Origin of the sequence: Gordonia sp. SID5947 (assembly GCF_009862785.1) — a bacterium.
Taxonomy (GTDB): domain Bacteria; phylum Actinomycetota; class Actinomycetes; order Mycobacteriales; family Mycobacteriaceae; genus Gordonia.
This window is the reverse complement of the sequence record NZ_WWHU01000001.1, coordinates 89,939-116,936: the sequence shown is the minus strand read 5'-3', so window position 1 is coordinate 116,936 and position 26,998 is coordinate 89,939. Positions and strand designations below refer to the sequence as shown.

Genomic DNA, 26,998 nt, shown 5'->3' with positions numbered 1-26,998 from the left:
GGGATTCGCCCATGGTCGCCACCCAGCCGACCCGACCGTCGGACGCCGAGCCGATCACGTCGACCGGCCCCTCGGCCGCGCTACCCCCGGGACCGCGGCTGCCCGCCGTTGTCCAGGGGCTCGGGTTCGTCGCGCGTCGCCGACAGACACTGGCTGCGTTCGCCGAGCGCTACGGACCGGTGTTCACACTCCGAATCCCCTTGTTCGGCAAGGTGGTCGTCATCGCCGACCCGACGCTGGCCAAGCAGCTGTTCACCACACCGACCGACCAGGCAGCCAACGTCCGTCCCAACCTGGGACGCATCCTCGGCGACGGCTCGATGTTCGCACTGGAGGGCACTGATCACCGCAGCCGCCGCAAGCTCCTCACTCCCCCGTTGCACGGGCGGCGGATCAAACAGTACGAGTCCGTGGTGGCCGAGGAGTTCGCCGCCGAAGCCCGAACATGGCCGATGGGCACCGAGTTCGCCACTCTCGAGCCGATGATGCGGGTGACGCTCAACGTCATCCTCCGAACCGTCTTCGGCGCCGACGGACGGGAACTCGACACGCTTCGAGACATCATTCCGCCGCTGGTGACCGTCGGCTCGCGCCTCGCGTCCACCCCGGACATCCCGCTCTCCCTCGGCCGGTTCGATCCCCGGCGCACGTTTGCCGGCCGCAGGCAGATCTACGACGACACCCTCGCGGCGCTGATCGCCAAGGCCCGCGAAGATCCGCGACTCGAGGAGCGGGACGACATCCTGGCCCTCATGGTGCAGAGCACCTACGACGACGGTTCGTCGATGACCGATGCCGACATCGCCGACGAATTGCTCACGCTGCTGGTGGCCGGACATGAGACCACGGCGACCACGCTGGCATGGGCAGTCGAACGGCTGCAACGCAATCCGGATGTCCTGCGCGCTCTGGTCGACGAGGTCGACCACGGCGGCAGCGAGTTCCGGATGGCCACCATCCTCGAGATCCAACGTAGCCGGCCCGTCATCGACCTGGCCGGACGACACGTGGTCACCGATCTCCTCGAGCTCGGGCCGTGGCGAATCCCTCGGGGTTACAACGTCCTGGTGGCGATCTCCCTGCTCCATGACGACAGCCGTCAGTTCGCCGAGCCGGAACGATTCGATCCGCACCGGTTCGTCGGGAACACACCCGGGCAGGCGTGGCTCCCGTTCGGCGGCGGCACCCGCCGGTGCATCGGGGCGGCATTCGCCCACATGGAGATGGACGTCGTGCTTCGAGATCTGCTCCGCGACTTCACCATCGAGCCGACATCGACCAAGGGCGAGGCCTGGCATTCGCGTGGCGTGGCCTACGCCCCCGCCGCGGGGGCCGCGTGACGCTCCGCCGACGCGTGGCCGCCGGCTAGGCGAGCAACTCGTCGAGCGCGGCCGCGTCGAGTCCCAGCATCGGCGAGATCCGGCCGATCGGGAACGACGACACCATCATCACGATGGCCGGGTCGAGTTCGTCGACGCCCATCGATGCCGCGATCCGTGAGCGGAGTTCAGGTCCCGCGACGGGATGGTCGAGGACCTCCCCGAGCGTGGACGACGGGCCGACACTTGTGGGGCGTTCGTCTCCGGTCACCTCGACAGTGGTCGATGCCCGAATGTCACGGCTCGACGCGCCGACCTCCACGCGGTAGACACCTCCCTCCACCACCCAATCGTCGACCACACGATCCCAATATGCGAGTTCGGATCTGGGGATCGAGAGCTCGAGACGTCGCGTTGTACCCGGCTCGAGATCGGCGATCCCGATGGCCTTCAACTCTCGGGGTGGACGGGCGACCACCGAGTCGTCGATACCGAGGTACACCTGGGCGACGGCACGCCCCGCACGCAGGCCCGTGTTGGTCACCGTCACACCGAGCTCGAGTCCCGGTTCTGCCGAGGACACCTCGAGTTCTTCGAATTCCATTGTGGTGTAGGATAACCCGTGCCCAAACGGGTATCGAACCGGGAGTTCACGAGCGTCATACCACCGGTACCCGACAAAGATCCCTTCGCCGTAGCGCACATGCAGTTGCTCGCCGGGGAAGTCCAGAAATGACGGACTGTCGGAGAGGCGGAGTGGGATCGTCTCCGCCAGCCGCCCGGACGGATCCGCATCGCCGTAGAGGATGTCGGCGATCGCCCCGCCGCCGGCCTGCCCGAGCAGCCAGCCCTCGAGCACCGCGGGTGCCGCATCGACCTCGGCCAGGTCCACCACACTCCCGTTGGACAGCACCACCACGGTCCGGGGATGCACCGCGACTATCTGTCGGAGCAACTCGAGCTGCGGATCGGGCAGTCGCCAGTCCGCACGGTCGAAGCCTTCGGACTCGTCGTCGTCTCCCAGCCCCAGGAACAGCACGGCGACGTCGGCCCGCCGCGCGGTCTCGACCGCCTCGTCGACCATCTGATCATCGGAATCTCTTGCGCCGATCACGAATCCGGGTGCGAAAGCGATACGGTCCGGGTCGGCCGTCGCCCGCATCTCGTCGAGTGCCGCGTCGAGGCGGAAAGGATTGATCTTCGAGCTCCCGCCGCCCTGGTACCGCGGCGTCCGCGCGAACTCCCCGATCACCGCAACGGAGGCCGATCGCGCGAGAGGCAACACCGGACCGGTCCCGTCGACGTCGTCGTTCTTCAGCAGCACCGGGCAGCGTCGGGCCACCTCTCGTGCCAGGCGGTGATGTGCCTCGCGGTCGTATACCGCACCCTTCCCCACGTTCTGCGCTGCCGCCAAGGCCAGCTCGACCACCCGGCATGCGGCGTCGTCCAATGTCTTGTCGGCCACGTCGCCGCGGGAGACCGCGGCCCGGACCGCGCTCGGCCCGACCTCTCCACTCGACGGCATCTCGAGGTCGAGCCCGGCACTCAGCGCCGCCACCCGGTCGTCGACCGCCATCCAGTCCGAGATCACCAGGCCCTCGAAACCCCATCGCCCACGCAGGGTCTCGGTGAGCAGCCAGGAGTTCTCGGTCGCATAGACACCGTTGATCCTGTTGTACGACGCCATGATCGTCCACGGCCGTTCGGTCCGCACGATGTGTTCGAATGCACGGAGGTAGATCTCGTGTAGCGGCCGCTCGTCGACGTCGGCGCTCACCCGCAGCCGCTCGTGTTCCTGGTTGTTGACTGCGAAATGCTTGACCGAGGTCCCGATCCCGTGCCGCTGTACGCCGCGCACCAGTGCGGCACCGATACGGCCCGTCAGATGTGGGTCCTCGGAAAGGTATTCGAAATTCCGCCCACCCAGCAGGGACCGCTTGATGTTGACGCCGGGACCGAGGATCACCCCGACCTGCTCGGTGAGACACTCCGCGCCGAGTGCGTCGCCGACGTGCTCGATCACCGCCGCGTCGAACGACGACGCCATCGCCACCGCCGGCGGAAAGCACACCGCCGGTACCGAGTCGTTGAGCCCGAGGGCGTCGGCACCCCCGGCCTGCTTGCGTATCCCGTGCGGACCGTCGGTCAGCATCAGCGGCGCGACGCCGAGTTCAGCGAAACCGACGGTGTGCCAAAACGACGCTCCGGACGTCAGGGCCGCTTTTTGTGCAGGCGACAGTGCGGCGACGATCTCGACGGCGCGGGCGGAATGGTCTCCGGGCCGCGACGGGACGGGCGTTTGAGTCGACATGACGTCAGCCTGCCCGAGGTGATATCTCGATTCAATGTCCCCGCCGAATGCATCCGGCCGCGGGCTGTATAGTGACCCGGGCCACACTGGTGACGAGGAAGGTAGCGCCGATGACGGTCACCGATGAACGCGCCGACGACCCGAACTTCGAGTACGTCAGAACCGATCCCGAGCGGCCGCCGGTGGCGATCGTTGACCGCTCCCCCATGACCACGGGCAAGAAGATCCTGTTCGCCATCATCGGACTGATCGGTGCGGTCTCCTGGGCGATCGTCGCCTTCGTCCGGGGCGAGACCGTGAACGCAGTGTGGTTCGTCCTGGCGGCCGTCTGCACCTACGTCATCGCGTACCGGTTCTACGCGCGGATGATCGAGATGAAGGTCGTCAGACCCCGGGACGACCATGCGACCCCCGCCGAGGTTCTCGACAACGCTCGCGACTACATGCCGACCGACCGCAGGGTCCTGTTCGGGCATCATTTCGCGGCGATCGCCGGCGCGGGCCCCCTCGTCGGCCCGGTGCTGGCCGCCCAGATGGGCTACCTGCCGGGCACGATCTGGATCATCATCGGCGCCGTGTTCGCCGGATGTGTTCAGGACTATCTGGTCCTGTCCATCTCGACCCGCCGTCGCGGGCGAAGCCTGGGGCAGATGGCCCGCGACGAACTCGGGGCGTTCGGCGGCACAGCGGCCATCATCGCCGTCTTCGTCATCATGATCATCCTGATCGCCGTCCTCGCTCTGGTGGTCGTCAACGCACTGGCCGAGAGCCCGTGGGGCGTGTTCTCGATCGCGATGACCATCCCGATCGCCTTGTTCATGGGCGTCTATCTGCGCTTCCTCCGGCCCGGGCGGGTCAGCGAGGTCTCCGCCATCGGCGTGGTGCTGTTGCTCGCCGCCATCGTCGCCGGTCGCTACGTGGGCGAATCCTCGTGGGGCAACGACTGGTTCAGCCTCTCGCCGGTCGTCCTGAGCTGGGCCATCATCATCTACGGCGTGGCCGCCGCGGTGCTCCCGGTGTGGTTGCTGCTGGCGCCACGTGACTATCTCTCGACGTTCATGAAGGTCGGCACCATCGTGCTGCTCGCCCTGGGCATCCTGCTGGTCCGCCCGGTGATGGAAGCGCCCGCGGTCAGTGACTTCGCCTGGAACGGCAAGGGTCCGGCCTTCGCGGGAGCACTGTTCCCGTTCCTGTTCATCACGATCGCCTGCGGTGCATTGTCCGGATTCCATGCTCTGATCGCCTCGGGCACGACGCCCAAGTTGCTGGCGAAGGAGGGCCAGGCCAGGATCATCGGCTACGGCGGGATGCTGACCGAATCCTTCGTCGCGATCATGGCACTGATCACCGCATGCATCCTGGACCAGCACCTCTACTTCGCGATGAACGCGCCCAAGTCGGTCACCGGCGGCACCGCCGAAGGGGCCGCCGACTACGTCAACGGCCTCGGTCTCGGTGGCACCCCAGCGACCGCCGAGCATTTCCAGCAGGCCGCCGATGGCGTGGGTGAGGCGTCGATCGTGTCAAAGACCGGCGGCGCCCCGACGTTGGCGATGGGAATGGCCGACACCCTGCAGGAGGCGATCGGCGGCGAGTCGCTCCGGTCGTTCTGGTATCACTTCGCGATCATGTTCGAGGCGCTCTTCATCCTCACCACCGTCGACGCCGGCACCCGAGTCGCCCGTTTCATGCTCTCCGATGGCATCGGGAACCTGCCCGGCGCACGGCGTTTCAAGGATCCGTCCTGGCGGCCCGGTGCGTGGTTGTGCACCGTGATCGTGTGCGCGGCCTGGGGATCGATCTTGTTGATGGGGGTCACCGACCCGCTGGGCGGGATCAACACATTGTTCCCGCTGTTCGGCATCGCCAACCAGTTGCTGGCAGCCGTCGCACTCACGGTGGTGACCGTGGTTCTCGTCAAACGCGGGCAGACCAAATGGGCGTGGATCCCCGGCGTACCCCTGATCTGGGATCTCGTGGTCACCATGTCCGCATCGTGGCAGAAGATCTTCTCCGACAACCCCTCCATCGGGTACTGGTCGCAACACAGCGCGTTCGTCGATGCCAAGGATCAGGGTCTGACGACGTTCAAGACGGCAAAGTCCGCGGACGAGATCGACGCGGTCATCCGCAACACGTTCATCCAGGGCACCTTGTCGATCGTCTTCGCCGTGCTGGTGTTGATCGTCGCCCTCGTCGGTGCCTACATCTGTGTGCGCGCGCTGCGGCAAGGCGGCATGCCGACGACCGAGGAGGACCCGGTGCCGTCGAAGATCTTCGGGCCACGGGGGCTGATCGCGACACCCGCCGAGAAATCGGTGCAGCGGGAATGGGACGAGTACCTCGCGGCCCACCCGGTGACCGAGTCATCGACCGAGACGAGATCGCCGTGATCGCCACCGTCCGGCGCGGCTGGGCCGCCGTGAGTTGGTATGTCGGCAGTGTGATGGGCGACCGCGACTACATGCGCTATCTCGAGCACACCGCACGCACCCACCCGGATCAGCCGCCGCTCTCGGAGCGGGAGTACTGGCGGCGTCGCTACTCAGACCAGGACCGGAATCCAGGGGCTCGGTGCTGCTGACCGCTCGACCAGGGTGACGTCGACGGTCGGGATTGAACGGTTCACGCGGTGGGTAGTTATGGACTCATGACGGATCATCGCGCACGCCTCGACGACACCGGACGTCGTGGTGCGGCCGGAAACACCGACCCAGACCACTCCTCCAGCGTTCGTATCGTCGCCGATCCCGGTCCGCCGACAACCGCGGTCCAGAGAGTGCACGACCGCCTGGACGAACGCCTCCGCTCTGAGGCGGGCATCGACTCGCTGTCGGTGGCCACCGAAACCCTCAGCCTCGATCCGGAGGGCGGACTCCTCGTCCTCGACGCGGTGCGACATTCCGAAACCGGTTCGTCTGTACTCGCCGTCATCACCGAGTTTCCCCGAATGGATCACCGACGCGGGCTGATCGCCGAGGTCGACCACGGACGATCCACGATCATCGTGTCCCTACCGGCGCTCGGACTGGTCACCCATCGCTTGATACCGGCCTTGGTCGCGGCGGTCACCCGACTGGGCAACCCGGACGCGCCGAGCATGGTTCGCGGTACCAGCTGGTATCCCGGCCCCCAGTCGGATGTCGAGTACCTGGCATCCGGAAAGTTGCTGAGCCGCACCAGAATGGTGGCCGGCATGGTTCGCGGCAATCGCCCGTGGCGCCTCATCCCGACACTGACCGGCCTGATGGCGGCGGCGGCCGCCACTGCCAGTTTCGGCGTCTTCTACTCCTCGATCTGGGCCATGGCCAACGCCCTCAGCCCGTGGCGGCTGGCCGGACTGTCGGTGCTCTCCATGGTGGTGATGACGGTCTGGCTGATCACGAACAACAGGTTGTGGGAACGTCGCGGCGCACTGCCACAGGCACGCGCCCGCCTCTACAACGCAGCAACCGCGACGACAGTGCTGCTCAACGCCGCCGTCCTGTATGCCGGACTCTTCGCTGCCACCCTCTGCACATCACTCGCTGTGATCGAGTCCGGTTTTCTGGCACAGCAGCTGGGCGTCTCCAGCGCCTCGTTCCTCAACTATGTGTATCTGGCCTGGCTCGCCACGTCGATGGGAACGGTTGCCGGCGCCGTCGGGTCCAGCGCCGACAGCTACGAGGACATCCTCACCGCGACCTTCGGATATCGAGAGCGCACCCGGCGACGCGCTGAAGACGACACCGACCAGCGTGTGGACGCTTCGCGCGGGGCGACCACGACCGAGGAGGAATCATGACCACCAAAAAGCAGCAGAGGATCGCCACGATGCTCGTCGAGCGTGCCGGTCGTACCTACGCCGATGAGGCAGGCATCCCCCTCAAGGACACCCCGGCACCGCTGTTCCAACTCCTCGTCCTGTCACTTCTGCTGAGCGCCCGCATCTCGGCCGACATCGCGGTCGCGGCCGCGCGCGAGTTGTACTCCGCCGGCTACCGCACACCCGAGAAGATGGCTGACGCCCAGTGGCAGGCCCTGGTGGACGCCCTCGGGCGCGGCCACTATGTGCGCTACGACGAGAGCACCGCCACCCGCCTCGGCGAGGCGGGCCAGAAGGTCCTCGACGAGCACCACGGGGACCTACGCACGCTGGCGGCCAAGGCCGACGGTGATGTGGAGCGCGCCGCCGCGTTGCTGCAGGAGTTCACCGGTATCGGCCCGGTCGGTGCAGACGTCTTCCTGCGCGAGGTGCAAGCGGTGTGGGAGTGGGTCGCTCCCTACTTCGACAAGCGGGCGCTCTCGAGCGCCACGGAGGTCGGTCTGCCCGACGATCCCACCGAACTGGGCGAACTCGCCGACGGCCGGCCGGCCGTGCTCGCGGCCGCCTTGGTCCGCGCGTCCCTCGACAAGGATGTCCGCGCCGATCTGGGCTGAGTCGCTGCCTCTTTCTCGGCGAAATGCTGTGATCCACCACACATTTCGGCTGTGTTCTTCGTCACTTTGGATTTGATTGCAGAAAGTGATTTGTCGTGCCAAATCACCGCTATGCGCAGGCGTTTCGCCCGAATCCCCGGCGTGTTATCTCAGCGTTACCCCAATGCCCCAGGTCACCGTGTTGACGTGACCTATCCGTTATCAGTCTTGTACGGTCGCCACCGGTCCGAAGATCAGCTGCCCAGCCCGCTACGGGGCGGCGATAGGAGGAACGATGACCATGAGCATGAAGAAGCTCGCAGTGCGCGCCGGTGTCGTCGGTGCGCTGTCCCTGGCCCCGCTCGCCGCGTTCGCCGGTACCGCCTCGGCGGCCGGAAACTGGGACGCTGTCGCCCAGTGCGAGAGCGGCGGCAACTGGTCCACCAACACCGGCAACGGTTACTACGGCGGTCTGCAGTTCTCGCAGAGCACGTGGGAGGCCAACGGCGGGTCCGGTAACCCGGCCAACGCCTCGAAGGCCGAGCAGATCCGGGTGGCCGAGAATGTTCTCGCCTCCCAGGGTCCGGGCGCCTGGCCGGTGTGCGGCGCCAACCTCTGATCATCAGAGCGGAGCTCAACGTCTGACCCGTGAGCCGGGTCGAGCGGTGTCGACCTCGACACTGTCTCGGCCCGGCTCACGTCGTCATGTCACTCCGATGGCGCGCGCCGATGATCCGCGCCACCATCGGGAAGAGCAGTACCGTGGTCGCCCCGGCCGCAACCAGTGTGGACGCGACCTCGATCGACATCAGGTCCGACGCTGTCGCAACCTGGGTCACCGCGACGATGATCGGTAGACCGGTCGCGGCGTAGAGCGCCAACTGTGCTCGCTCGTGGCGGGTTTCGAGATTCGCCCCGTGCTCGATGAATCGCTCGCTGAGCCACACCGGCAGTCCGCGGGCGACCGCGATCGCAGCCACGAGGATCGCCCACACGCCCGGGTGCCCGAGGACGGCGGTCACGTCGATGACCATCCCCGACGTGACGAAGAAGACCGGGATGAACACGCCGAACCCGATCACCTCGAGCGACTTGCCCACTTCCTTCTGTTCCGGTCCGATCAGGCGACGGAGGATGAGGCCCGCCGCGAATGCCCCGAGTACCACGTCGAGGTCGAACACGGCAGCAACGGTCATCAGAGAGACGAGCAGCAGGAAGACGATCCGCACCGGCAGCTGAACGGTGCCCCCGCGCATCACGGTCACCGCCCGCCGGACTCCGGGCACCTGGGCGATGAGGCGTTGCGGGACCGCGCCGATGATCACGGCCGCCAAGCCGAAGAGCACCAGCACCACCAACGCCCCGATCAGGTCCCGACTGGTCAGCAGCAGCGACATCGCCAGGATCGGTCCCAACTCCCCCACCGCACCGTGTGCCATGACCGACCGCCCGAGTGGTGTGTCGAGAACACCGGCCTCCCGGATGATCGGCAGCAGGGTGCCGAGCGCGGTCGAGGTCAAGGCGATCGCCAGGGCAATATGCGTCGAGAAGCTGTCGGCGGGGACGGTCAGAGCGACGACGACCAAGGCCGACACAAGGCCGATGAGCCAGGTGTAGCGGGCAACCCGACCCGACCTGCCGCTGAGCAATTGAGGATCGAGTTCGTAGCCGGCCAACAGGAAAAGCAGGCCGAGACCCAACTGGCTGAGTACCGCTACGCTGTCGTTGTCGGCCCAGTCCAGCATGTTCGGCCCGACGACCATGCCGGCGACGAGCAGCACCACTGCATCGGGCACATATCCCCGCGTGGCCCGGGAGATCAGTGGCGAGGCCACCGCTGCCACTGCGATCCAGAACAGCGAGACGATCGCCGACGTGTCCATCTCGGACGACGCCTCGGCCAGCAGCATCATGGTAAACATCCTGGCACAGCGTGATTCGGGGCCGGCGCCGTCGTGCCGCGGCGGTTCGAAAGACGACCAATCCGCGGACCATCACCGTGCGAATGCCGGACAGAAGGATCCAGTGAACGACGACAAGCCGGAGGTAAGAACGCATGAGCAATCGCACACGAGGCCGTCACCGCGCACCGAACCAGCATCGCCGTATGGCCACGTTTGTCGCCGCGGGGTCGGCACCGGTGGTCTTCGCGTTCGCCGCTGCCGGGGCCGCGTCGGCAGCACCGGCGTCGCCTGATCGTGCGCCCGCGCCATCGCTACCTGCATTGCCCGCGCTTTCGGTACCGTCGCCGGCGGCGGTCGCTCCGCATCTCACACCGCCGGCGGTGCCGGCTGTAGCCGCACCCCGGCCCGCTGCCGACCCTCAGCGGGCCGAAGCAGGCGACGGTGCTCGGCGCACCGGACCCGGAACGCGCGCGCAGCGGATGCAACCACTGGGCCCCCTCGACCTGAGTTCTCTGCACGCTCCGATGCCGGTGGCACCGGTGAAGCCGATCGCACCGGCCCCGGGCACCGTCCGCGCGGGCGACCTCCAGGCGCAGGCCCCCGACTGGCTGTCGCCGCAGCAGACGCGGCAGATCAACGACGCAGCTGCCGGGGCGGAGGCGCAGGTCGCTGCCGCGGGTGACTCGATGGGGCTGGACCCCGCACGCTCGGACCGGGTCGCGGCCGCGACCATCGGCGATGCGACCGCGGGTGCGGCAATCGCCACGGTGACCGTCGGCGCCCCCCTCGCTGCCGCAGGCGGACTGGTCGGCGGCGTCGCCGGACTCGTCGTCGGCGTGCCATTCCTCCCCGCCGGCCTGGTGGTCGGCCCGATCGCGGGCGCCGCCATCGGTGCTGCGGCCACCGCCGCGCCGTTCACCGCCATGGGCGCGGGAATCGGCGCGGGCGTCGGCTTGGCGCGGGGGCTGGCCGAACCTGCGCATCGGTGAAGGTTCGTCAGCCGGCCGACTTCAGTCCGATGACCCCACCGACGACAGCGACGATGCACAGCACCTTGACCAGACTGGCCGACTCCTCGCCGGTCAGCATGGCGTAGACCACCGTCAGCGTTGCACCGATGCCGACCCAGACGGCGTACGCCGTCCCGGTCGGCAGGTCGCGCATCGCGTAGGCCAGGCCGGCCATGCTGGCGATGAGTGCGACGGCAAAGACCGCGCTCGGCCCCAGTCGGCTGAAACCCTCGGATTTGCCCATCGCAGTCGCCCAGACGGCCTCCAGGACCCCGGAGATGACGAGAACGAGCCATGACATGGCGGTGACCTCCACAGCCACCGTCTTGTCGTCGGCCGGGTACGGCGGGCTCGTCCGGGTGTCGCCATCGACCGATTCAGGCTAGCAAACCGGCGATCAGGCGTCGGTGACGTCATCCTCGTCGAGCGCGCTCACCGCGATGCCGTACGGCAGGAACCGGACCTTCCGCTTCGCGTCCGTGTTGTGCTTGTTGGCACGAAGAGCTTCGAGTTCGGTGGCGTAGACCTGCTCGACGCGAGCACCCCCGGCGTCGTCGACGACGAAGATCGCCCACACACCCGTGCCGGTGTCACCTGTCGTCTCGGGTTCACGTTGCGCGCGGCGCCGGGTGTCCTCGAACATCGACGACCATGCACCGCCCTGGCCTCCGGGGCTCGCCAGGAACCTCCCGACCATGTCGCGGACACCATCGGTGGCCTCGCGTGCGAACCGGTCGAAATCCTCCGGGCTCATCCCGAATGGTCCGTTGTTGTCCGCCATGTGAGCCTCCTGATGCAGCGGGCCGCGGCAGATGTGCCGTGTGCCTCCAGTCTCCACAGGTTCGACCGTCTCCGCCACCGTCGCGCGCGGTGAAACCGGGGACCGGTCGCACCGCGCGCGTCGGTGTTCACTCAGCCGATGAGCCACGCATTCGGTCCGCACACCACCGGTACCGGAACCGCCGGCCCGCCAGGCGTCGTCGCGATCTTCGCCCCGAACGTGTTGAGCACGATCGACACGGCCCGCTTCGAGTAGCTCATCGCCAGATGATCGGACGTATCTATCCCGCACCCGTCCTGCAGCGTGATGTTGCGAACGTCCGGGCCCTGCAAGAAGGTCGACTGGTACGGCGTGGTGACCTCGTCATACCGCGACGCGATGATCGTGTATTTCACCCCGGGCACCGTGTCGCCGCCGGCATTGAGCTTCTTGAGGAACTGCGAGTCGTAGACCTGCTGGATGCCCGAGACGCCGACACCCAGCGCGACCGGGCCGAGGACGTCGATCCCGGCATTGTTGATGGTGCGTCCGAGTGCGCCGATGCCCAGCAGGGTGGTTCCGTGATTGGTCGCCCCGAGCGTCACGAGCTGATCCACCTTGTCGGCGCCGCCGTCGAACTTGAGGTATTGGCGCGCCATCAAGCCGCCCTGCGAGTGACCCACGATGTTCACCTTCGATGCGCCCGTCGATGATCGGACCCGATCGACGAAGGCGGCCAGCTGTGTGGCCGACTGCGCGATGTCGCCGGTGCCGTAGGCACCCGGGAGCACGCTCCCCAGACCGCCGCCCTGTGCCAGGCCCAGGATTCCGTAGTTCAGCGCATAGACACACATCCCGGCGCGTTTGAGATTCGGTGCCAGATACGCCCAGTTGTCGTACGCGTTCTCCCATGTTCCGTGGACGAGAACAACGGGCTCCTGGCCATCGGAAGGTGTGCAGTTCCAGTCGTTGGCGCCCGGTGGTGCGACATCGGGTGCCCGCAGACCGTTGCCGAACGCCTTCCAGAAGTCGTCTTCGGGCCGACCGCTGCCGGTCGGTGTCTTCCATGTGCTCGAACCGCCGAGGATGACGTCGTCGGCAACCGGCTTCTCGAGACCCGCCTTGATCGTGGCGTTGAGATCCTGCTGGGTGGCGGCCGATGCCGGCACCGCTGTTCCCAACCCGAACGACAACGCCGCAGCGACGGCGATCGAGCCCCCAGGAGCCGTCGGCGCAACGCTCCGCCCCGCTCAGTCGTTTGACCCATCTGAACTTTCCTTTCCCGTGACGTGCGTGCCACAGACCACCAGGCCCCCGGTCCGAATGCGTGTCCGCGAGCACAGATTGCAGTGCAACGGTAGGCACGAACCAGCAGGGAAACAGCCGAATCGCCGGTTTTGACATCGCTAACCCCGAACAACATCCAGGTAGTCCACGACCGAGCGATCGCTCACCGATCGAAAATCGCAATACATTGCCGGACAGAGGAATTCGATGCCGAGGATGCTGTACGGCAGACTCGGTCAATCGTCCGACTCGGACCCTTCTCGACACATGTGTGTCACCTGCGGCGGGGCCTGGCATTCTGACGAACGAGGCCCTAGCATCTGTCCCACGCGTTGTCCGGGGGGACCGCACGGTCGGCCGCAAGGAAGGCCACGCAACGCACTCAAACGGGGAGGACAACGATCAATGCCATTTCGGCACACTATTTTTCGCTACATGACCATCGTGATCGCCACGGGAATGCTGGTCGGCGGGTTGCTGCACACCACATCTGCCACCGCGGCACCGGGCTCGGCCGCCGTCGGCGAGGCCACTCGACAGGTGTCCGGACCCGGCATACCACTTCTGCTGCGTATCAACCCGTTCGGTACACGCATCGTCGTCCTCGGGGCTGCACTCAACCATGACGGTTCAATGAAACCGGTTCTCATCCAACGTCTTCGAGCGGCTTTGCCGCTGACCCGCGAGTTCCCGCAAGCTCAGGTGATCACCACGGGAGGACTCCCGCGAGGAGGACGGACCGAGGCCCAGGCGATGAAGGGATGGCTGGTCGCCCGTGACGTAGCCCCGACCAGGATCACTGCCGAGAACCACTCACGGAGCACGGTGGAGAATGCCCGGAATTGCGCCCGAATCCTGTTCGCCGGCCGCTCCACCGGAGCGGTACTCGTGACCAGCCCCGACCACCTCACACGGGCGATGAAGGACTTTCGTCAGGCGATCCGCGGCGCCATGCCGATCACGGGAGTCACCTCCCGGTGACCGTCAGGGCTACGGCCGGGTGCCGCCGGCCGTCCAGCCGAGCAGCCTGTCGACGGCCCAGGTGGTCACGATCCGATCTGGATCGATGCCGAGACGCTCCGCGCGTTCGGCACCGAGCGCGGTGAACTCCAACTGTCCCGGCGCGTGCGCGTCCGAATCGATGGCGAACAGACAGCCGAGGTCACGCGCCAACTCGATGAGGTCGTCCGGCGGATCCACGCGTTCGGGCCGGGAGTTGATCTCCACGGCTGTGCCGTGCTCGGCGCACGCGGCGAACACTTCTCGGGCATCGAAGGCCGACGGCGGACGCGCACCTCGACCGCCGGTCACACGACGGCCCGTGCAGTGTCCGAGCACGTTCACCCGCGGATCGGACACCGCCGCCACCAACCGTCTCGTCATCGGCGCCGCATCCATCCTGAGTTTCGAATGCACCGACGCGGTGACCACGTCGAGACGCTCGAGCAGTTCGTCGGTCTGGTCGAGCGAACCGTCGTCGAGGATGTCGACCTCGATACCGGTCAGGACGCGGACCATGCCGTCCGAAACCCGGTTCAGCGCTTCGATGTCGTCGATCTGACGTCGGAGTCGCTGCGGGCTCAGCCCGTTCGCCACCGTCAGACGCGGCGAATGGTCGGTGATGGTGAGCCATTCCTGTCCCAGCGCGGTCGCCGCGGCGGCCATCTCGTCGAGGGGGGCGCCGCCGTCGCTCCAGTCGGTGTGGGCGTGCAGGTCGCCGCGGGCGGCCCGATAGAGGTCGCCGCCGCCGACGGCGAGAGGTTCCACGGCGCCCTGCTGCACGTCCGCCAGGTAACCAGGCATCTCACCGGCAACCGCTGCCGAGATGACCGACGCCGTGGCCTTGCCGATCCCGGCGATCTCGGTGAGCGTCCCCGCAGTGGTGCGTGCGGTCAGCTCGTCAACACCGGCGCGTTCCGCAGCGCGGGCCGCCTTGCGGAAGGCCTCCACGCGGTAAGTGCTCTCCCGCTTCCTCTCCAGCAACCACGCGATCCGTGTCAGCGCCTCCACCGGGCCCACCGGGGCGTCGAGCGGGACAAAGGCCCTCATGATGATTCGCCGGGCCGGCCGGCGGTCCGGCCCTGCGCCGCCGCGTGTGGCCGATGTAGCTGCATGTGCTCGAGGATAGTGTCTGATCTCCGCTGCACCCGTGCGCTACGGAGATGAGAACGGCGCGCCGGGCGGTCATCGGCATCAGCGCCCTCGAGGCAACGAAGGGCGCCAACTGATTCGATCCGGGACGGTTCTGGAGCGGCGGTGCGTCACCACTTGCCGATTACTATCGACTCGGCGACGAGATCGCCGCACGCCGCTGATCGCACACCCGCGTGTGGCCACCTCTGTCCAGCATGTCCGTCAGAGTGCCGCCTCCACCTCGGACCGGTCGAGCGCAGGGTCCGACCACACGTCACGTGGTGGTTCGGTATGCGGCACGGTCGTGCCGTCCGCGACCCTGGCCCTGGCGGCGGCGAACTCGGGTGCCTCGCCCATGGTGGCGTGGAGACCGTTCAGCGCCGCCCAGACCGCGCTGCGGCGTGCCCGGCGTTCGATCGGGTTGGGTGCGCGATGCATCACCAGTTGCGCCGCCCAGTCCGGCATCGTGTCCCGGATCGCCCAGTCGACCGCAGCTTGGGCCGGATTCGTGAGATTCGGCCCGGTCGCGACCGCATTGCCATGTGTCACAGCCAGTCTCGGCAGATACTCGGCAAGGCACGCCAGTGTGTCGGCCTTGGTGGCGGGCAGATCGGTACCGCCGAGTGCATGCCCGACGCGGACGAATTCCGAGTAGTACCGATCCAGTTCCGCGCCCCGCAACGGCTTCGGATGATAGATCTCATGCGCCGTGGCGATCCCCAGACCACCGTGGCGTAGTTCCACCGCAACCATTCCGGATCGTCCGCGTCGTAGGCGAGCCCGTCGGGCCGGGTGCCCTTGATGGTGTGATGCATGGCCCGCACCGTCTTCGCGAGCCGTTGCGCGGTCTCGGTGGATCCATATGCGGTGCCGATGAAGAAGGCCACCGAATGCCCCAGGCGCACCGCCGCACCGGCGGGGTCGATACGTCCGGTGGGCTCACCGTCGTCGTCCTTCTGGACGAGACGCGAATGGTGCACGCCCATCCAGAAGATGCTCGGGTCCAGCCGCTCCAGATACGACGCACATTGCAGGCCGAAGATGAGCGCGGGCGTATGGGAATGGACATACCAGGTCGCACTCTCCGGCCCGAACCATCCCGGGTCCCCGACCGGCTCCGAGAACTCCATCCCACGGAAGTACTTGGACCTGATGTTCTCGTCGAAACGATCGTTGAGCCACATGCCAGCCAGTTGATGCGGCAAGGGAAAGGGGAACGGAAGCGAACCCAGGGAAATCGACATCGAATCTCGTCCTCGCAGTCGGTTGTGGCTACATGCGTGACCAGAATATCGTCTGGATACGCATGTGACCAGAACTTGATCGGATCTCGTCGACACACGTACGCTGAATCGATGTCCAGCCCCACCAGATGGGCCGGCGTCCCGCTGACCGACCGACGCGCGGAACGACGCGCACTGATCGTCGACGCCGCGTTCACCGTGTTCGGCAGGTCAGGTGCGCCCGGACTGTCGGTGCGATCGGTCTGCCGCGAGTGCGAGCTCAACACCCGCTACTTCTACGAGAGCTTCGCCGACACCGACGAGTTGCTCGGCGCGCTCTACGACGTGGTTGCCCAGGAGCTCGCCACCGTCGTGGAGAAGGCCATGGCATCGGCCGGGCCATCCATCCGGGCCAGGACCACCGCCGGCATCCGCGCCGTTCTCGGCTTCGGTTCGGGCGATCCGAGACGGGGACGCATCCTGTTCACCGAGGGCCGGTCGAATCCGGTGCTCGTCTCCCGGCGAGTGGCGACCCAGGATCTGCTCATGGAGTTGGTTCTCACCGAAACTGTTGCAGCTCAGCGTCTTCCCGACGGAGTTGCCGGCCGGGTCGGCGCCATCATGTTCACCGGAGCGATGGCCGAGCTCGCCCAACAGTGGCTCGCCGGCCACCTCGGCGACGATCTGGACGCCGTCGTCGAGCAGGCGGCATCGCTGGTGCTGCGCTGACGCCGGCCCCGGCCCGCGTCCAGCAGCGGTGGACGCCACCGTTTCTCGGAATCACCTGAGACGCCACAGTGTGAACTGACAGGAAACCAGTGGTCCGTTTCTTCACCTTCTCTCATACGGCGACGGCATCGTGGTGTCGTGAACCAATCCCAGCCGACCGAGGGCGACAACAGCCCGGTCACCGAACCTTTCACCCAGCAGAGTGCGTACCATCCGCCGACCACACACTGGGATCCCCAGGCGACGAGCGCCTATCCGTCACCGCCTCCGGCTCGACCGCGCAGTCTGACGAAGCCGATCGTCGCGACCGCGCTGCTCGCCGGCCTCGTCGGCGGTGCGGTCGGCGTGGGCGGTAGTGCGCTACTGGATCGTTCCGATGCGAGCCCGTCGGTACCCTCACTCACCTCGCAGCCCGCCGCCGCGGCCAACGCTGCGGACGTCAAGCCGGGCTCGGTGACCTATGCCGCGCAGGTGGCATCGAAATCCGCCGCCGACATCAAGGTGAGCACCGGACAGGGCACCGCGGTCGGCAGCGGCATCGTGCTCTCCCCCGACGGCTACGTGCTGACCAACAACCATGTGGTCTCGGCTGCCGGCAACGGCAGCACCATCCAGGTCACGACCAGTGACGACAAGACCCACACCGCCAAGGTCACCGGCACCTCCCCGTCGTACGATCTGGCGGTCATCAAGCTCGACAACGCCTCGGGACTCACCCCGGCCACGCTCGGTGATTCGAGCGGTCTGCAGGTCGGTGAACAGGTTGTCGCGGTGGGCAGCCCCGAGAACCTGTCGAACACGGTCACCTCCGGTATCGTCAGCGCACTGTCACGCACGGTCACGGCCGGCGACGAGAGCGGTTCGGGCCTCACCGTGTACAACGGTCTGCAGACCGACACACCGATCAATCCGGGCAACTCCGGTGGCCCGCTGGTGAATCTGCAAGGTCAGGTCGTCGGGGTCAATTCCGCAGTGGACACCGGTCAGGGCGCCGGCGGCGGTGTGCAGGCCTACGGACTCGGCTTCGCCATCCCGATCAACGCTGCCAAGCGCATCGCCGACGAACTGCTGCAGGACGGTCACGCGACCAAACCCGTTCTGGGAGTGTCGGGTTCGCTGAGCCCAGGCAACGGAAACCAGACCGTGGAAGGTGCGCAGGTCTCGGCCGTGCAATCGGGCGGCGCCGCGGCGGACGCGGGCGTCAAGGCAGGTGACGTCATCACCAAGATCGGCGATACCCCGATCAGCGACTACGCCGACCTGATGGCCCAGGTCCTGACCCACGCTCCTGGTGAGACCGTCCCGGTCACCGTGGGGTCGGGGAACCACGCGCGGACCGTGCAGGTGAAGCTCGGCAGCACTGTCGACAAGGAGCAGACGACCATTCCGGAATCCGGCAGCCAGGGCGGCGAGTCCGGCGGCCAGGGCGGCGAGTCCGGCGGTTCGCGACTGCCCTTCGGCGGCAGCCCCTTCGGACTGGTGCCGTAGAGAACCCCGGGGAGCGGGGCGGCTCCGTCGATCACCCGATCGACGGAGCCGTTGGCATGTCCGGAAGCCACGCGAGACCCCGGTAGGAGGGTTCAGCCCACCGTGATGGCGTCGAGCCTCTCCTTGATGAAATCCCCGGAGACCACCGGTCCCAGCCCGGCCCGCCGTCCGATCGGCGGTTCGAGGGGTGACACGATCGCGTCATGATCGAGTTCGTAGAAGAAGATCAACGACACCAGGTCTTCTTCCGGAGCATCGGGTTGCGGCGGCAGGACACGATGCCGCCCGGCCGGCCACCGGCCGCCTGACCAGTACTCGAGCAGATCACCGATGTTGATGGTCAGCGCGTCCGGATCGAATGGTGCATCGGCCCAGCCACTCTCGTCGCTGTACACCTGGAGCCCACCCGCGCCGGGCTCCCGATCGAGCACCGTGACCGTGCCGAAGTCGGTGTGCGGACCGATCCGGAACTGACCGGGCTGCGGATCTCCCACCACTGCCATCGGCGGATAGTGGTTGATGTTCGACGTCCAGGTGGAGTTGCCCGCCAATCCCTGGAACGGATTGGCGTCGCCGACGAGCCCCAACGACGCCGACATGAGCGCGAGCAGATCGTCGGAGAGCGCCTTCACCTGAGAAGTCCACGCGGTGAACAACTCTCGCAGGAGCGGTACCTCCGTCGGCCAGACGTCCGGTGCGAACCAGTAATCGTCGACCGCCGGCACGCCCACCCGGGTCTGCGCGCCCGAGTTGTATGTCTCCTTCAGATCCGGCGGCGTCTCGGTCCCCTCGGCGTAACCGTTGGCCTCCATTCCCGGCCCGATCCAACCGCGGCCGCCCACTGCCACCGAGTACTGCTCCTTGATCTGCGTGGGCAGCGCGAAGAACCGGCGGGCAGCGGCCCGCAACGCTGCAGGCAGATCGGGATCGATGCCGTGTCCGGTCACGAGGAGGAAACCCGCCTTCTGCAGTGACTCGTCGACGGCCGCGCACACCTGATCGGCCGCCGCTCCCCCGGCCCGCCACTGCGCGATGTCGACGGTGAGGATCGGGCTCGTGCTCATCGGTTGTCTCCTGACGGTCCGGGTGTCGTCGCGTCGGCGACACCGATGTCCTCGTTCCACAGGGTCGGCCGCGTCGCGATGAAGTCGGCCATCAACGCGGCGCAGCGGCCGTCGTCGACGACCGTCACATGGACCCCGTTCTCCCGCAGCCAGTCCTCGCCGCCGGTGAAGGTGCGGTTCTCCCCCACCACCACGGCACCGATGCCGAACTGACGGATCAGTCCGCTGCAATACCAGCAGGGCGCCAATGTGGTGACCATGATCGTGGACGAATAGTCCCGCTGACGGCCTGCCGCGCGAAATGCATCCGTCTCGCCGTGCACCGAGGGGTCGTCGTGCTGGACCCGACGGTTGCGCCCCTGACCGAGGAGGGTGCCATCCGCGGCGAAGAGAGCCGCTCCGATCGGGATGCCGCCCTCCTCCGAACCCAGCAGCGCCTGCCGGTAGGCGACGTCGAGAAGGACGGCCGGGTCGAGCTCGGGCACTACGTCACTGCGGCGTGTCATGCAGACGAGCCTGCCCCGGTGCGCTCGACGGGACAACTGACAGTCCGTCGCATCACATCCGAGCCCGAACGTGCATATTGTCGGACCATGCCTTCTGCGCCCGCCGCTCTCCCAACCCTCCGCGAGATCATCGATCGCCACCTCAACCGGGCGGACCCGCGTGTGCTGACCGCTCACGACCACCTCGACGTCCCGGTCGGTTGGGTGCACTCCAGCGAGATCTTCGAGATCGGGCCGTTGCTGTCCGGCGGCGAACTCCTCCTCACCACGGGACTCGGGCTCGGCGGTCTGGACGCCGGCACGCGCCGGCACTACATCCGCGACCTGGCCGAGCGTGGTGTCGCCGGATTGGCGTTCGAGACCGGCCGGACCTTCAACGCGGTTCCGGAGGAGATGGTGCGGGAGGCATCGGCCCGGCGGTTACCGATCGTCGAGCTGCGCCGGGTTCTGCCGTTCATCGAGGTCTGCCGCGAGGCGAACACGTCCATCGTGACGGGTGAACTCGCCGGCCTGAGATCGCGCGCTCTGCTCGACGACGCCTTGCACGACGACCTGCTCGCACCGGGCGCAGTGGCACGGATGCTCGCCCATGTTTCGGAGTCGACCGGACGTCCGATCGCGTTGATCGGTTCCGGTGGAGCACTTCTCGCCGCACACGGGGTGGACGATGACCGATCCGCATGGCGGCTGGTCGATGCCGCCGTGGCCTCTGCGCCGGTCATCGCACGCGACCGCGAGATCGCCCGACTGGTCGCCGGCCGGGGATCGAACGGGCATCCACCGCCGGTCGTGACCATGATGCTGGCGGCCGCGTCGGGACCGGTCGCAGCAGCATTGACCCGTTCCGGCACAAGGGGTTCGGCAGTGGGCACGCAGCTGGTAGAGGAAATCGTCGCCGGACGGCATGTGCGCCGTGCGGATCTCGTCGCACGACTCGCGAGTTCCGGCTTCCCCATCGCTGACACGACGCGGCTCGTCACGGTGGCAGCCGAGGCGCCCGACCCGAGGATGGCGGAGGCCGCGCTCGCGCGGAGCGCATCGGCGTTGCCGGGCCTGGTGCAGGCGACGATCGACGCCACCGTGTACGCGGTGGTCGCCGTGACCGCGGCCGGCCACGGTGACGACCCGGTCGAACTCGTTGCCGGCGCACTCGCCGGACTCGGCGCCCAAGCCGGCCGCGTCACCGCCGTGGTCGGCGACGCCTACCGCCTCAGCTCGGCGAACGCGGACGTCGACCTCTCCGCGACACTCGCCACATCCCTGCACCGATCCGCCGAAAGGCTCTCCATCGCAGTCGAATCGATGCGTGTCGGCGTCACCGACAGGCGGATCGTCACCGGCCGTGAACTCATCGCCGACAGCGCTGTCCGGGGCGCCGACCCACAGGTCCGGAACGAATTGCGACAACTCATCGCACCCCTGATCGCCCACGACCAGAACCAGTCCACCCAGCTCGTCGCGACCCTCGACGTCCACCTCCGCCACGGATGCAGCGCGACCCGGTCGGCGGAGGTTCTCCACCTGGGTAGGCAGAGTCTCTACCAACGACTCGACCGTATACGCGGGCTCCTCGGCTTCGACCCGACCTCACCCGCGATCTACCCGTCGATGTTGCTGGCGGTCAGCGCGTTCCGGTCGCGGTCCACTGTTGCCTCGGTGCCGCGATGACAGCGGATCAGGCGTATTCGCGCTGCGAACGTTCCACACGCTTGCGGGCGAGGATCAGATACCCGACGAAGGCGATCACGAAGCCGACGAACGCGCCGATGTCACCGAGCTCCGGCACCGCACGGACCACGTAGCCGACGAACCGCTCCTGGTTGCAGAACAAGAGCAGCGAGGTCACCAGGCCGATTGCGAACGCGGCGACGCCTCCCCAGTTGGTGTAGCGGGTGTCGTACAGCAGGGCGAGCGAAGGCGGTTCCCGGCGGAGGAGCCGGTCGGCGAAGACCACCCCGAGCCACGGACCGATCCAGTAAGCGACCAGCAACAGGAAGGCTTCATATGAGGCGGCGGCGTCCGCCAATGCCCACCACGCGACCAGGAACCCGACGATCCCGAAGAACACCGTCACCATCGCGCGCTGGATCCCGACGGGTAACCGGAAGCCCATCGTGACGAAAGCCATTGCGCCCGAATAGACATTGATGGCGTTGGCGGCAACGGCGCCGATCGCGATCGCCAGCAGCGTCAGGTCAGCCACGACGGACGGGAGGTTCGCGGTGAACGCCTCCGTCGGGTTGTCGGAGGCAGGCGCACCGATGGTCACCGACGCTGCGCCGACGACCATGAGGAATGTGCAGGAGACGAACAGGCCTGTGGACGCGAAGAGGCCGGTCTGCAGCTTCGACACCGTGGGCGGCAGGTACCGCGTGTAGTCGGCGGCGTAGGGCGTCCACCCCGCCGTGTAGCCGAAGGCCGCCCCCACGGTCAGCAGGAATCCGCCGAGCGAGAATCCGCCGTCCGCGGACGCCGTCGACACGTCTGCCTTGCTGAAGATGATGACCGCGCCGATCAGGAAGACGACGGCAAGCACCGGTGCGGCCAGACGCTCGAATCGCTGCACGAGGTTGTGGCCGAAGAAGGCGAACGCGGTTTGCGCGATGACGATCACCACCAGCCCCGCCAGCGGACTGAAGCCGAAGAGCGTCGACAGGGCGAAGGCGCCACTCACGCTGTTGGTGGCGAACCAGCCGACACCGCACATGACCGCCATGAAGGCCGCGGGCAACACATTGCCGCGGTGCCCGAAGGCGAGGCGTCCCAGCACCATCTGGGGGACCCCGTGCAACGGTCCTTCCGCCGACAACAGGAAATGGGCGATCGCGCCGAGCAGGTTTCCGATCGCCATCGCGGCGACGGCCTGCCAGAAGGACAGACCGAAATACAGCACCGAGATGACGCCGACGAAGATCGTCGCGAACTCGAGGTTCGGCGCCGTCCAGGTCCAGAACAGCCCGCGTGGCGAACCATGTCGCGCGCCGAGCAAGATCGGTTCGTTGCCGCCCGGTTCGACAGCGAGGACCTTCTTGCCATAGCCGGCCTGCGGAGCGACGGCAGCCGCGTCGGGATGTTCAGGGGGTGCGCCGAGGGTCATGGCGCAACTCTGCTGCCCCGGCGCGGCATCGGCAACTGACGGATTGTCCGCAGCGGGCCCCGCGCCACGACACAGAACGACGCCCGGCCGACCGATGGCTCGTCGTCGGCCATCGCCCGCCGCACCCGATCACGTGATGGCGATCGTCCCGTCGAAGACGAAGGGGGTCATCTCGGGCCGGCAACCGTTGAACGACGACGTCGGCATCGGACCCATGATGCCGACATGGTTCGGCGCGCCCATCGATCCCTTGCGCACGGTGATCTGCACCGCGGCCGCGCCGCGCAGCGCGGCCGGGATGATGTCGGGGTTCGACCCGGTGATCGGATAGATCAGGGAGGCCGTGTCACCGGCGGTATAGAGACAGGTGATGGGACCGCGGACCTGTATCGGGGTGGGATTCATGCCATCCAGAACGGTTGCCAGATAGCTTCCCGTCGTCTGTCCGTTCGCGGTCCGCGCACCGTGCGCCTCGATCTTCAGCACATGGATGCCCGGGGCGATCGCCATGTCGCCCGCGACATCCAACCCAGCGGATTCGTCGGCCGCCGACACCGCAGGTGCGGTCACCAAAGCGGTCGCCCCGAGGATCGCAGCCGCAGTGGCGACCAGGCCTCGGCGCAGTGTCGGATGACTCATCGTTCCTCCTCGTGGAGTTGAGACCCGACCTGAGATCGAGGCTAATCCGCGGATCGTGACTGCGCGACACCCGTCTCTCAGCGCAGTTTCAGCTTGCCCCCGATGTCGCCCGCCGACGTTCGAGATGCGCTCGCTCCGCGGGATCGACGGTGAGGGCGAGGGCTCGGTCGAGCGCGGCGACGGAGTCCTCTGTGCGGCCGAGGCGTTCCAGCAGGAATGCCCGTGTCGCCCACGCGGGCTGGAACCGGTCGGCGCCGGCCAGCTCGTCGAGCTTTCGGAGACCCTCTGGGATGCCGTCGGTCTCGGCCAGCACCGCCGCAAGGGCAACCGCACCGGCGAGCGTCGGTGACACCTTTTGCAGGGCCTCATGCAGGGGAAGCAACATCGCCCAATCCGGAGCGGCGCCGACGCCACGGGCACAGTGAACGGCGCTGATCGCCGCCTCCAGCTGAAACCGACCCACCTCTCCGAGACCGTGCGCGATACGCAGGTGCGAATGCGCCCGGGCGATGAGGTCCGCGTCCCAACGACGCGGGTCCTGTTCGGGTAGCGGCACGAAGCGGCCGTCGGCATCCGTTCGGGCGGGAAGCCGGGCACTCGACAGTTCCATCACCGCGACGAGACCGTGCGCCTCGGCACTACCGGACGCGACCTCGGCCACCACGTCACCGAGCCCGAGTAGCAGGGCCTGACGTTCGTGCGCCATCGTCGGCCATTCGATGGTGTAGGCGGCATAGATCGCCTCGAGGACCGGTGCGAGCCGGTCGGTCAGCTGATCTACCGCGGGGACCTCGAACGGCAAACCGAGATCGGCGATGCGGCGTTTCGCGCGCACCAGTCGGGCTGCCATCGTCGTCGCGGGGATCGCGAATGCATGGCCGATCTGCGCGGCCGTGTACCCGAGCACTGCGTTGAGCATCAACGGCGCGTGAACCGCGGCATTGATCTCGGGGTGCGTACAGACCAGGAGCAACTCGAGGCGGCGGTCCCGGAAGGCCGACACCTCACCATCCGGCACGCCGGCGCCTCGCCGTGAGGCCGGGCGCACAGTCTCGAGCGAGACCGTGTTCCTGACCGCCGCCGAGCGCCAGCGGTCACGCTGCCGGTTGCGGGCCACCGTCATCAACCAACCGTCCGGATCGCGCGGCACGCCGTCGCTCGGCCACCGGGCCAGCGCACGCTCGAATGCGTCCGCGAGCGCATCTTCGGCATCGGCCACGTCGCGCGTGGCCGCGGCGAGCACCGCGAGCAGGCGGCCGTAGGACTCCCGGGCCGCCCGCTCGGCGTGCGCTCGCGCCGCGGAGATCAACTCTGCCGGCACGGGACCGCCGTCAGTCCGACCAGACACCGTCGATGCAGGACAGCACGGATTGTCTGACCTCGACGACCGCGTACTGGGTGGCGGGCAACTTCTCAGCCCACGCCAGTGCGGCGTCGCGATCGGGGACCTCGATGACGAACACGCCGGCGAGGGATTCTCTGGTCTCGGCGAACGGGCCCTGCTGGACGCGAAGGTCGCCGTCGCGCCGTGTCACCGTCTGGGTGGCCGCGGGCGAAGCGAGGATCTCGGCCGCCACCAGCACTCCGGCGGCGTGCAGCGCATCGGTATACGCGCGTATGAGCGATTTCATCTCGTCGACGGCCTCGGTCGTGATCTCGCCCGGAGCGGGCTCGGCGTTGTTGATGAGCAGTGCGTAGCGCATGGTGTCCTCCTCGCCTCAGTGTGGCCCGTCGTCGGTGCCACATCAGGAGGACGAACGAGATGCGCCGAAATCGACACCGGCTACCAGCGATAGTCCAGGAATTTGCCGTCGAAAGTGATCACCACCCGGTCGCCGTCCGGATCGGCACGCCGTGCGAAGTCGACCTTGAAGTTGATCGCGCTCATGATCCCGTCGCCGAACTCCTCGTGGATCAGCTCCTTGAGGGCCGGTCCGTAGACGGCGAGCGCCTCGTGGAAGCGATAGATGGTCGGGTCGGTCGCGACCGCATCGTCGGCGATCCGGGTCGGCTGACGCACCAGACTCTCGATCACCCCCTCACCGAGACCGAGGAGTTCGCAGACGATGGTCGCCTTCTCCAGCGGCACCGGATGGCTGCCGAGGAGGGCCGACACCGTCCAGACGAGCGGCGCGTCGATCCGTTCGGCGATGTCGGCCCAGGACAGACCTTGGCGAATCCGGGCGGCGACGATCAGCTCGGCAGCATCGGACTTCGGCATGATCGGAGTGGTCATCGGAACTCCTCGACGATTCGGATGGACCGCCCCAGCTTGACCGCATCGGATGCGGGGTGTCCACCGCAACGACACCGACGGGGCCGCGAGATCGTCACCGGATCAGTGCGACAGCACTGCCTTCAAGAAGGTCTTCGTGCGGTCTTCGCGCGGACTGGTGAAGATGGCCTCGGGTGTCCCCTCCTCCACGATCTTGCCTGCGTCGAACACCAGGACCCGATCGGCCACGTCACGGGCGAACCCCATCTCGTGAGTGACGATGAGCATTGTGATGTCGGTCGACTCGGCGATCGTGCGGAGCACCCCGAGCACGTCGGCGACGAGTTCCGGATCGAGGGCCGAGGTGACCTCGTCGAGGAGCAAGATGTCGGGATCCATCGCGAGTGCACGGGCGATGGCGACGCGCTGCTGCTGCCCACCGGAGAGCGTCGTGGGGTGGGCGTCCTCCTTGTCCTGCAGGCCGACCGTGGCCAGCAGGTCTCGCGCCCGCACGACTGCCTCCTCTTTGCTCTTGCCGAGTACATGGATCGGCGCCTCGGTGATGTTCTGCAGCACTGTCATGTTCGGGAACAGGTTGAACTGCTGGAAGACCATGCCGATCTTCGACCGAGCGGCGCGCTGATGCTTGGGTGTCGCCGCGACGAGCTTGTCACCCTTGTACTGATGTGTCAGGGGTTCGCCCTCGACCCAGATCACACCGTCGTCGCACGACTCCAAGGTCATCAGCAGGCGGAGGATGGTGGTCTTGCCCGACCCGCTCGGGCCGATGAGCGCGACCCGTTCTCCGCGCCGCACCGTGAAGTCGAGATGATCGAGGACGACGTGGTCGCCGAACTTCTTGACCACCTTGTCGAAGACCACCATCAACCCGTCGTCGGTGGGGCGCGCCGGCGT

At 67.3% G+C, this 26,998-nt stretch carries 25 protein-coding genes, 1 pseudogene and 1 riboswitch; of the genes and pseudogenes, 11 read left to right on the top strand and 15 right to left on the bottom strand.

Features of this window, described 5'->3' with window-relative positions:
- Positions 1-11 precede the first annotated feature (11 nt).
- Positions 12-1,340, top strand: coding sequence for a cytochrome P450 (locus tag GTV32_RS00580; protein WP_161058507.1), 1,329 nt, complete (start codon positions 12-14; stop codon positions 1,338-1,340).
- 25 nt (positions 1,341-1,365) lie between these two features.
- On the opposite strand, the gene GTV32_RS00575 is transcribed toward GTV32_RS00580, so the two are convergent.
- Positions 1,366-3,630, bottom strand: a complete 2,265-nt coding sequence (locus GTV32_RS00575) for a glycoside hydrolase family 3 C-terminal domain-containing protein (protein WP_161058506.1) — start codon at positions 3,628-3,630, stop codon at positions 1,366-1,368.
- A 110-nt stretch (positions 3,631-3,740) separates the two neighbouring features.
- Here GTV32_RS00575 and GTV32_RS00570 point away from each other — a divergent pair, with 110 nt between their 5' ends.
- The 5 genes from GTV32_RS00570 (at position 3,741) to GTV32_RS00550 (ending at position 8,647) form a co-directional block, all read left to right on the top strand.
- Complete coding sequence (locus GTV32_RS00570; protein ID WP_161058505.1) at positions 3,741-6,023, top strand: carbon starvation CstA family protein; 2,283 nt, start codon at positions 3,741-3,743, stop codon at positions 6,021-6,023.
- Positions 6,020-6,214 carry a YbdD/YjiX family protein gene (locus GTV32_RS23275; protein ID WP_343287162.1) on the top strand — a complete coding sequence of 65 codons (195 nt, stop codon included), beginning with the start codon at positions 6,020-6,022 and terminating at the stop codon, positions 6,212-6,214. Before GTV32_RS00570 ends, GTV32_RS23275 begins: the two co-directional genes overlap by 4 nt.
- A gap of 66 nt (positions 6,215-6,280) precedes the next feature.
- Positions 6,281-7,414 carry a hypothetical protein gene (locus tag GTV32_RS00560; protein WP_202421533.1) on the top strand — a complete coding sequence of 378 codons (1,134 nt, stop codon included), beginning with the start codon at positions 6,281-6,283 and terminating at the stop codon, positions 7,412-7,414.
- Positions 7,411-8,049, top strand: a complete 639-nt coding sequence (locus tag GTV32_RS00555) for an endonuclease (RefSeq protein WP_161058503.1) — start codon at positions 7,411-7,413, stop codon at positions 8,047-8,049. The genes GTV32_RS00560 and GTV32_RS00555 overlap by 4 nt, the downstream gene beginning before the upstream one ends.
- A gap of 274 nt (positions 8,050-8,323) precedes the next feature.
- Positions 8,324-8,647, top strand: coding sequence for a transglycosylase family protein (locus GTV32_RS00550; protein WP_161058502.1), 324 nt, complete (start codon positions 8,324-8,326; stop codon positions 8,645-8,647).
- 76 nt (positions 8,648-8,723) lie between these two features.
- Here the strand turns inward: GTV32_RS00550 and GTV32_RS00545 are convergent, their stop codons facing one another.
- Complete coding sequence (locus GTV32_RS00545) at positions 8,724-9,941, bottom strand: cation:proton antiporter (protein WP_237421622.1); 1,218 nt, start codon at positions 9,939-9,941, stop codon at positions 8,724-8,726.
- 194 nt (positions 9,942-10,135) lie between these two features.
- On the opposite strand from GTV32_RS00545, the gene GTV32_RS23270 reads away from it, so the two are divergent.
- Positions 10,136-10,921 carry a hypothetical protein gene (locus GTV32_RS23270; RefSeq protein WP_237421460.1) on the top strand — a complete coding sequence of 262 codons (786 nt, stop codon included), beginning with the start codon at positions 10,136-10,138 and terminating at the stop codon, positions 10,919-10,921.
- 7 nt (positions 10,922-10,928) lie between these two features.
- Here GTV32_RS23270 and GTV32_RS00535 read toward each other — a convergent pair whose 3' ends face one another.
- From GTV32_RS00535 to GTV32_RS00525, 3 genes are all read right to left on the bottom strand, one after another.
- Positions 10,929-11,243 carry a multidrug efflux SMR transporter gene (locus GTV32_RS00535; protein WP_161058501.1) on the bottom strand — a complete coding sequence of 105 codons (315 nt, stop codon included), beginning with the start codon at positions 11,241-11,243 and terminating at the stop codon, positions 10,929-10,931.
- A 14-nt stretch (positions 11,244-11,257) separates the two neighbouring features.
- A riboswitch (guanidine-III (ykkC-III) riboswitch) is annotated at positions 11,258-11,320 on the bottom strand.
- Positions 11,321-11,339: 19 nt separating this feature from the next.
- Positions 11,340-11,723 carry a hypothetical protein gene (locus GTV32_RS00530; protein ID WP_161058500.1) on the bottom strand — a complete coding sequence of 128 codons (384 nt, stop codon included), beginning with the start codon at positions 11,721-11,723 and terminating at the stop codon, positions 11,340-11,342.
- Between the two features lie 131 nt (positions 11,724-11,854).
- A complete protein-coding gene (locus GTV32_RS00525) occupies positions 11,855-12,871 on the bottom strand; it encodes an alpha/beta fold hydrolase (protein ID WP_343287161.1) in 1,017 nt (338 codons plus the stop codon).
- Between the two features lie 553 nt (positions 12,872-13,424).
- On the opposite strand from GTV32_RS00525, the gene GTV32_RS00520 reads away from it, so the two are divergent.
- Positions 13,425-13,970: a YdcF family protein gene (locus tag GTV32_RS00520; RefSeq protein ID WP_237421459.1), complete on the top strand. Its 546-nt coding sequence runs from the start codon at positions 13,425-13,427 to the stop codon at positions 13,968-13,970.
- Between the two features lie 9 nt (positions 13,971-13,979).
- On the opposite strand, the gene GTV32_RS00515 is transcribed toward GTV32_RS00520, so the two are convergent.
- Together GTV32_RS00515 and GTV32_RS00505 are read right to left on the bottom strand one after the other, a co-directional pair.
- On the bottom strand, positions 13,980-15,038 hold the full coding sequence (locus GTV32_RS00515; RefSeq protein WP_161058498.1) for a PHP domain-containing protein: 1,059 nt from the start codon (positions 15,036-15,038) through the stop codon (positions 13,980-13,982).
- 306 nt (positions 15,039-15,344) lie between these two features.
- Positions 15,345-16,252 (bottom strand): annotated as a pseudogene (locus tag GTV32_RS00505) (oxygenase MpaB family protein).
- A 225-nt stretch (positions 16,253-16,477) separates the two neighbouring features.
- Between GTV32_RS00505 and GTV32_RS00500 the strand changes: the two are divergent.
- Both GTV32_RS00500 and GTV32_RS00495 read left to right on the top strand, forming a co-directional pair.
- Positions 16,478-17,074, top strand: a complete 597-nt coding sequence (locus GTV32_RS00500) for a TetR/AcrR family transcriptional regulator (RefSeq protein WP_161058497.1) — start codon at positions 16,478-16,480, stop codon at positions 17,072-17,074.
- A 138-nt stretch (positions 17,075-17,212) separates the two neighbouring features.
- Positions 17,213-18,562 (top strand): trypsin-like peptidase domain-containing protein, encoded by a 1,350-nt coding sequence (locus GTV32_RS00495; RefSeq protein ID WP_161058496.1) that lies wholly within the window; start codon positions 17,213-17,215, stop codon positions 18,560-18,562.
- A 92-nt stretch (positions 18,563-18,654) separates the two neighbouring features.
- Here the strand turns inward: GTV32_RS00495 and GTV32_RS00490 are convergent, their stop codons facing one another.
- Both GTV32_RS00490 and GTV32_RS00485 read right to left on the bottom strand, forming a co-directional pair.
- Positions 18,655-19,626 carry an isopenicillin N synthase family oxygenase gene (locus tag GTV32_RS00490; protein ID WP_161058495.1) on the bottom strand — a complete coding sequence of 324 codons (972 nt, stop codon included), beginning with the start codon at positions 19,624-19,626 and terminating at the stop codon, positions 18,655-18,657.
- A complete protein-coding gene (locus tag GTV32_RS00485) occupies positions 19,623-20,132 on the bottom strand; it encodes a nucleoside deaminase (RefSeq protein WP_161058494.1) in 510 nt (169 codons plus the stop codon). The genes GTV32_RS00490 and GTV32_RS00485 overlap by 4 nt, the downstream gene beginning before the upstream one ends.
- 87 nt (positions 20,133-20,219) lie before the next feature.
- On the opposite strand from GTV32_RS00485, the gene GTV32_RS00480 reads away from it, so the two are divergent.
- Positions 20,220-21,800 carry a PucR family transcriptional regulator gene (locus GTV32_RS00480; protein WP_161058493.1) on the top strand — a complete coding sequence of 527 codons (1,581 nt, stop codon included), beginning with the start codon at positions 20,220-20,222 and terminating at the stop codon, positions 21,798-21,800.
- A gap of 7 nt (positions 21,801-21,807) precedes the next feature.
- Here the strand turns inward: GTV32_RS00480 and GTV32_RS00475 are convergent, their stop codons facing one another.
- The 6 genes from GTV32_RS00475 to ehuA all read right to left on the bottom strand — a co-directional run bounded on the left by GTV32_RS00475 (position 21,808) and on the right by ehuA (position 26,968).
- Positions 21,808-23,229, bottom strand: coding sequence for a cytosine permease (locus GTV32_RS00475; protein ID WP_161058492.1), 1,422 nt, complete (start codon positions 23,227-23,229; stop codon positions 21,808-21,810).
- Positions 23,230-23,358: 129 nt separating this feature from the next.
- The gene (locus tag GTV32_RS00470; RefSeq protein ID WP_161058491.1) at positions 23,359-23,868 is read right to left on the bottom strand and encodes a hypothetical protein; all 510 of its coding nucleotides are present in this window, start codon (positions 23,866-23,868) and stop codon (positions 23,359-23,361) included.
- Positions 23,869-23,956: 88 nt separating this feature from the next.
- Complete coding sequence (locus tag GTV32_RS00465; RefSeq protein WP_343287160.1) at positions 23,957-25,189, bottom strand: DUF6596 domain-containing protein; 1,233 nt, start codon at positions 25,187-25,189, stop codon at positions 23,957-23,959.
- 10 nt (positions 25,190-25,199) lie between these two features.
- The gene (locus GTV32_RS00460; protein ID WP_161058490.1) at positions 25,200-25,571 is read right to left on the bottom strand and encodes a YciI family protein; all 372 of its coding nucleotides are present in this window, start codon (positions 25,569-25,571) and stop codon (positions 25,200-25,202) included.
- A gap of 80 nt (positions 25,572-25,651) precedes the next feature.
- Entirely contained in the window at positions 25,652-26,104 is a 453-nt protein-coding gene (cynS, locus tag GTV32_RS00455) for a cyanase (protein ID WP_161058489.1), read from the bottom strand.
- A gap of 102 nt (positions 26,105-26,206) precedes the next feature.
- Positions 26,207-26,968 (bottom strand): ectoine/hydroxyectoine ABC transporter ATP-binding protein EhuA, encoded by a 762-nt coding sequence (gene ehuA / locus GTV32_RS00450; protein ID WP_161062246.1) that lies wholly within the window; start codon positions 26,966-26,968, stop codon positions 26,207-26,209.
- Positions 26,969-26,998 lie beyond the last annotated feature (30 nt).

Coding starts and splice junctions, on each gene's coding strand:
- GTV32_RS00580 (WP_161058507.1), top strand. CDS start 12: ATGGTCGCCACCCAGCCGACCCGACCGTCGGACGCCGAGCCGATCACG.
- GTV32_RS00575 (WP_161058506.1), bottom strand. CDS start 3,630: ATGTCGACTCAAACGCCCGTCCCGTCGCGGCCCGGAGACCATTCCGCC.
- GTV32_RS00570 (WP_161058505.1), top strand. CDS start 3,741: ATGACGGTCACCGATGAACGCGCCGACGACCCGAACTTCGAGTACGTC.
- GTV32_RS00560 (WP_202421533.1), top strand. CDS start 6,281: ATGACGGATCATCGCGCACGCCTCGACGACACCGGACGTCGTGGTGCG.
- GTV32_RS00555 (WP_161058503.1), top strand. CDS start 7,411: ATGACCACCAAAAAGCAGCAGAGGATCGCCACGATGCTCGTCGAGCGT.
- GTV32_RS00550 (WP_161058502.1), top strand. CDS start 8,324: ATGACCATGAGCATGAAGAAGCTCGCAGTGCGCGCCGGTGTCGTCGGT.
- GTV32_RS00545 (WP_237421622.1), bottom strand. CDS start 9,941: ATGATGCTGCTGGCCGAGGCGTCGTCCGAGATGGACACGTCGGCGATC.
- GTV32_RS23270 (WP_237421460.1), top strand. CDS start 10,136: ATGGCCACGTTTGTCGCCGCGGGGTCGGCACCGGTGGTCTTCGCGTTC.
- GTV32_RS00535 (WP_161058501.1), bottom strand. CDS start 11,243: ATGTCATGGCTCGTTCTCGTCATCTCCGGGGTCCTGGAGGCCGTCTGG.
- GTV32_RS00530 (WP_161058500.1), bottom strand. CDS start 11,723: ATGGCGGACAACAACGGACCATTCGGGATGAGCCCGGAGGATTTCGAC.
- GTV32_RS00520 (WP_237421459.1), top strand. CDS start 13,425: ATGACCATCGTGATCGCCACGGGAATGCTGGTCGGCGGGTTGCTGCAC.
- GTV32_RS00515 (WP_161058498.1), bottom strand. CDS start 15,038: ATGAGGGCCTTTGTCCCGCTCGACGCCCCGGTGGGCCCGGTGGAGGCG.
- GTV32_RS00500 (WP_161058497.1), top strand. CDS start 16,478: ATGTCCAGCCCCACCAGATGGGCCGGCGTCCCGCTGACCGACCGACGC.
- GTV32_RS00490 (WP_161058495.1), bottom strand. CDS start 19,626: ATGAGCACGAGCCCGATCCTCACCGTCGACATCGCGCAGTGGCGGGCC.
- GTV32_RS00485 (WP_161058494.1), bottom strand. CDS start 20,132: ATGACACGCCGCAGTGACGTAGTGCCCGAGCTCGACCCGGCCGTCCTT.
- GTV32_RS00480 (WP_161058493.1), top strand. CDS start 20,220: ATGCCTTCTGCGCCCGCCGCTCTCCCAACCCTCCGCGAGATCATCGAT.
- GTV32_RS00475 (WP_161058492.1), bottom strand. CDS start 23,229: ATGACCCTCGGCGCACCCCCTGAACATCCCGACGCGGCTGCCGTCGCT.
- GTV32_RS00470 (WP_161058491.1), bottom strand. CDS start 23,868: ATGAGTCATCCGACACTGCGCCGAGGCCTGGTCGCCACTGCGGCTGCG.
- GTV32_RS00460 (WP_161058490.1), bottom strand. CDS start 25,571: ATGCGCTACGCACTGCTCATCAACAACGCCGAGCCCGCTCCGGGCGAG.
- cynS (WP_161058489.1), bottom strand. CDS start 26,104: ATGACCACTCCGATCATGCCGAAGTCCGATGCTGCCGAGCTGATCGTC.
- ehuA (WP_161062246.1), bottom strand. CDS start 26,968: ATGGTGGTCTTCGACAAGGTGGTCAAGAAGTTCGGCGACCACGTCGTC.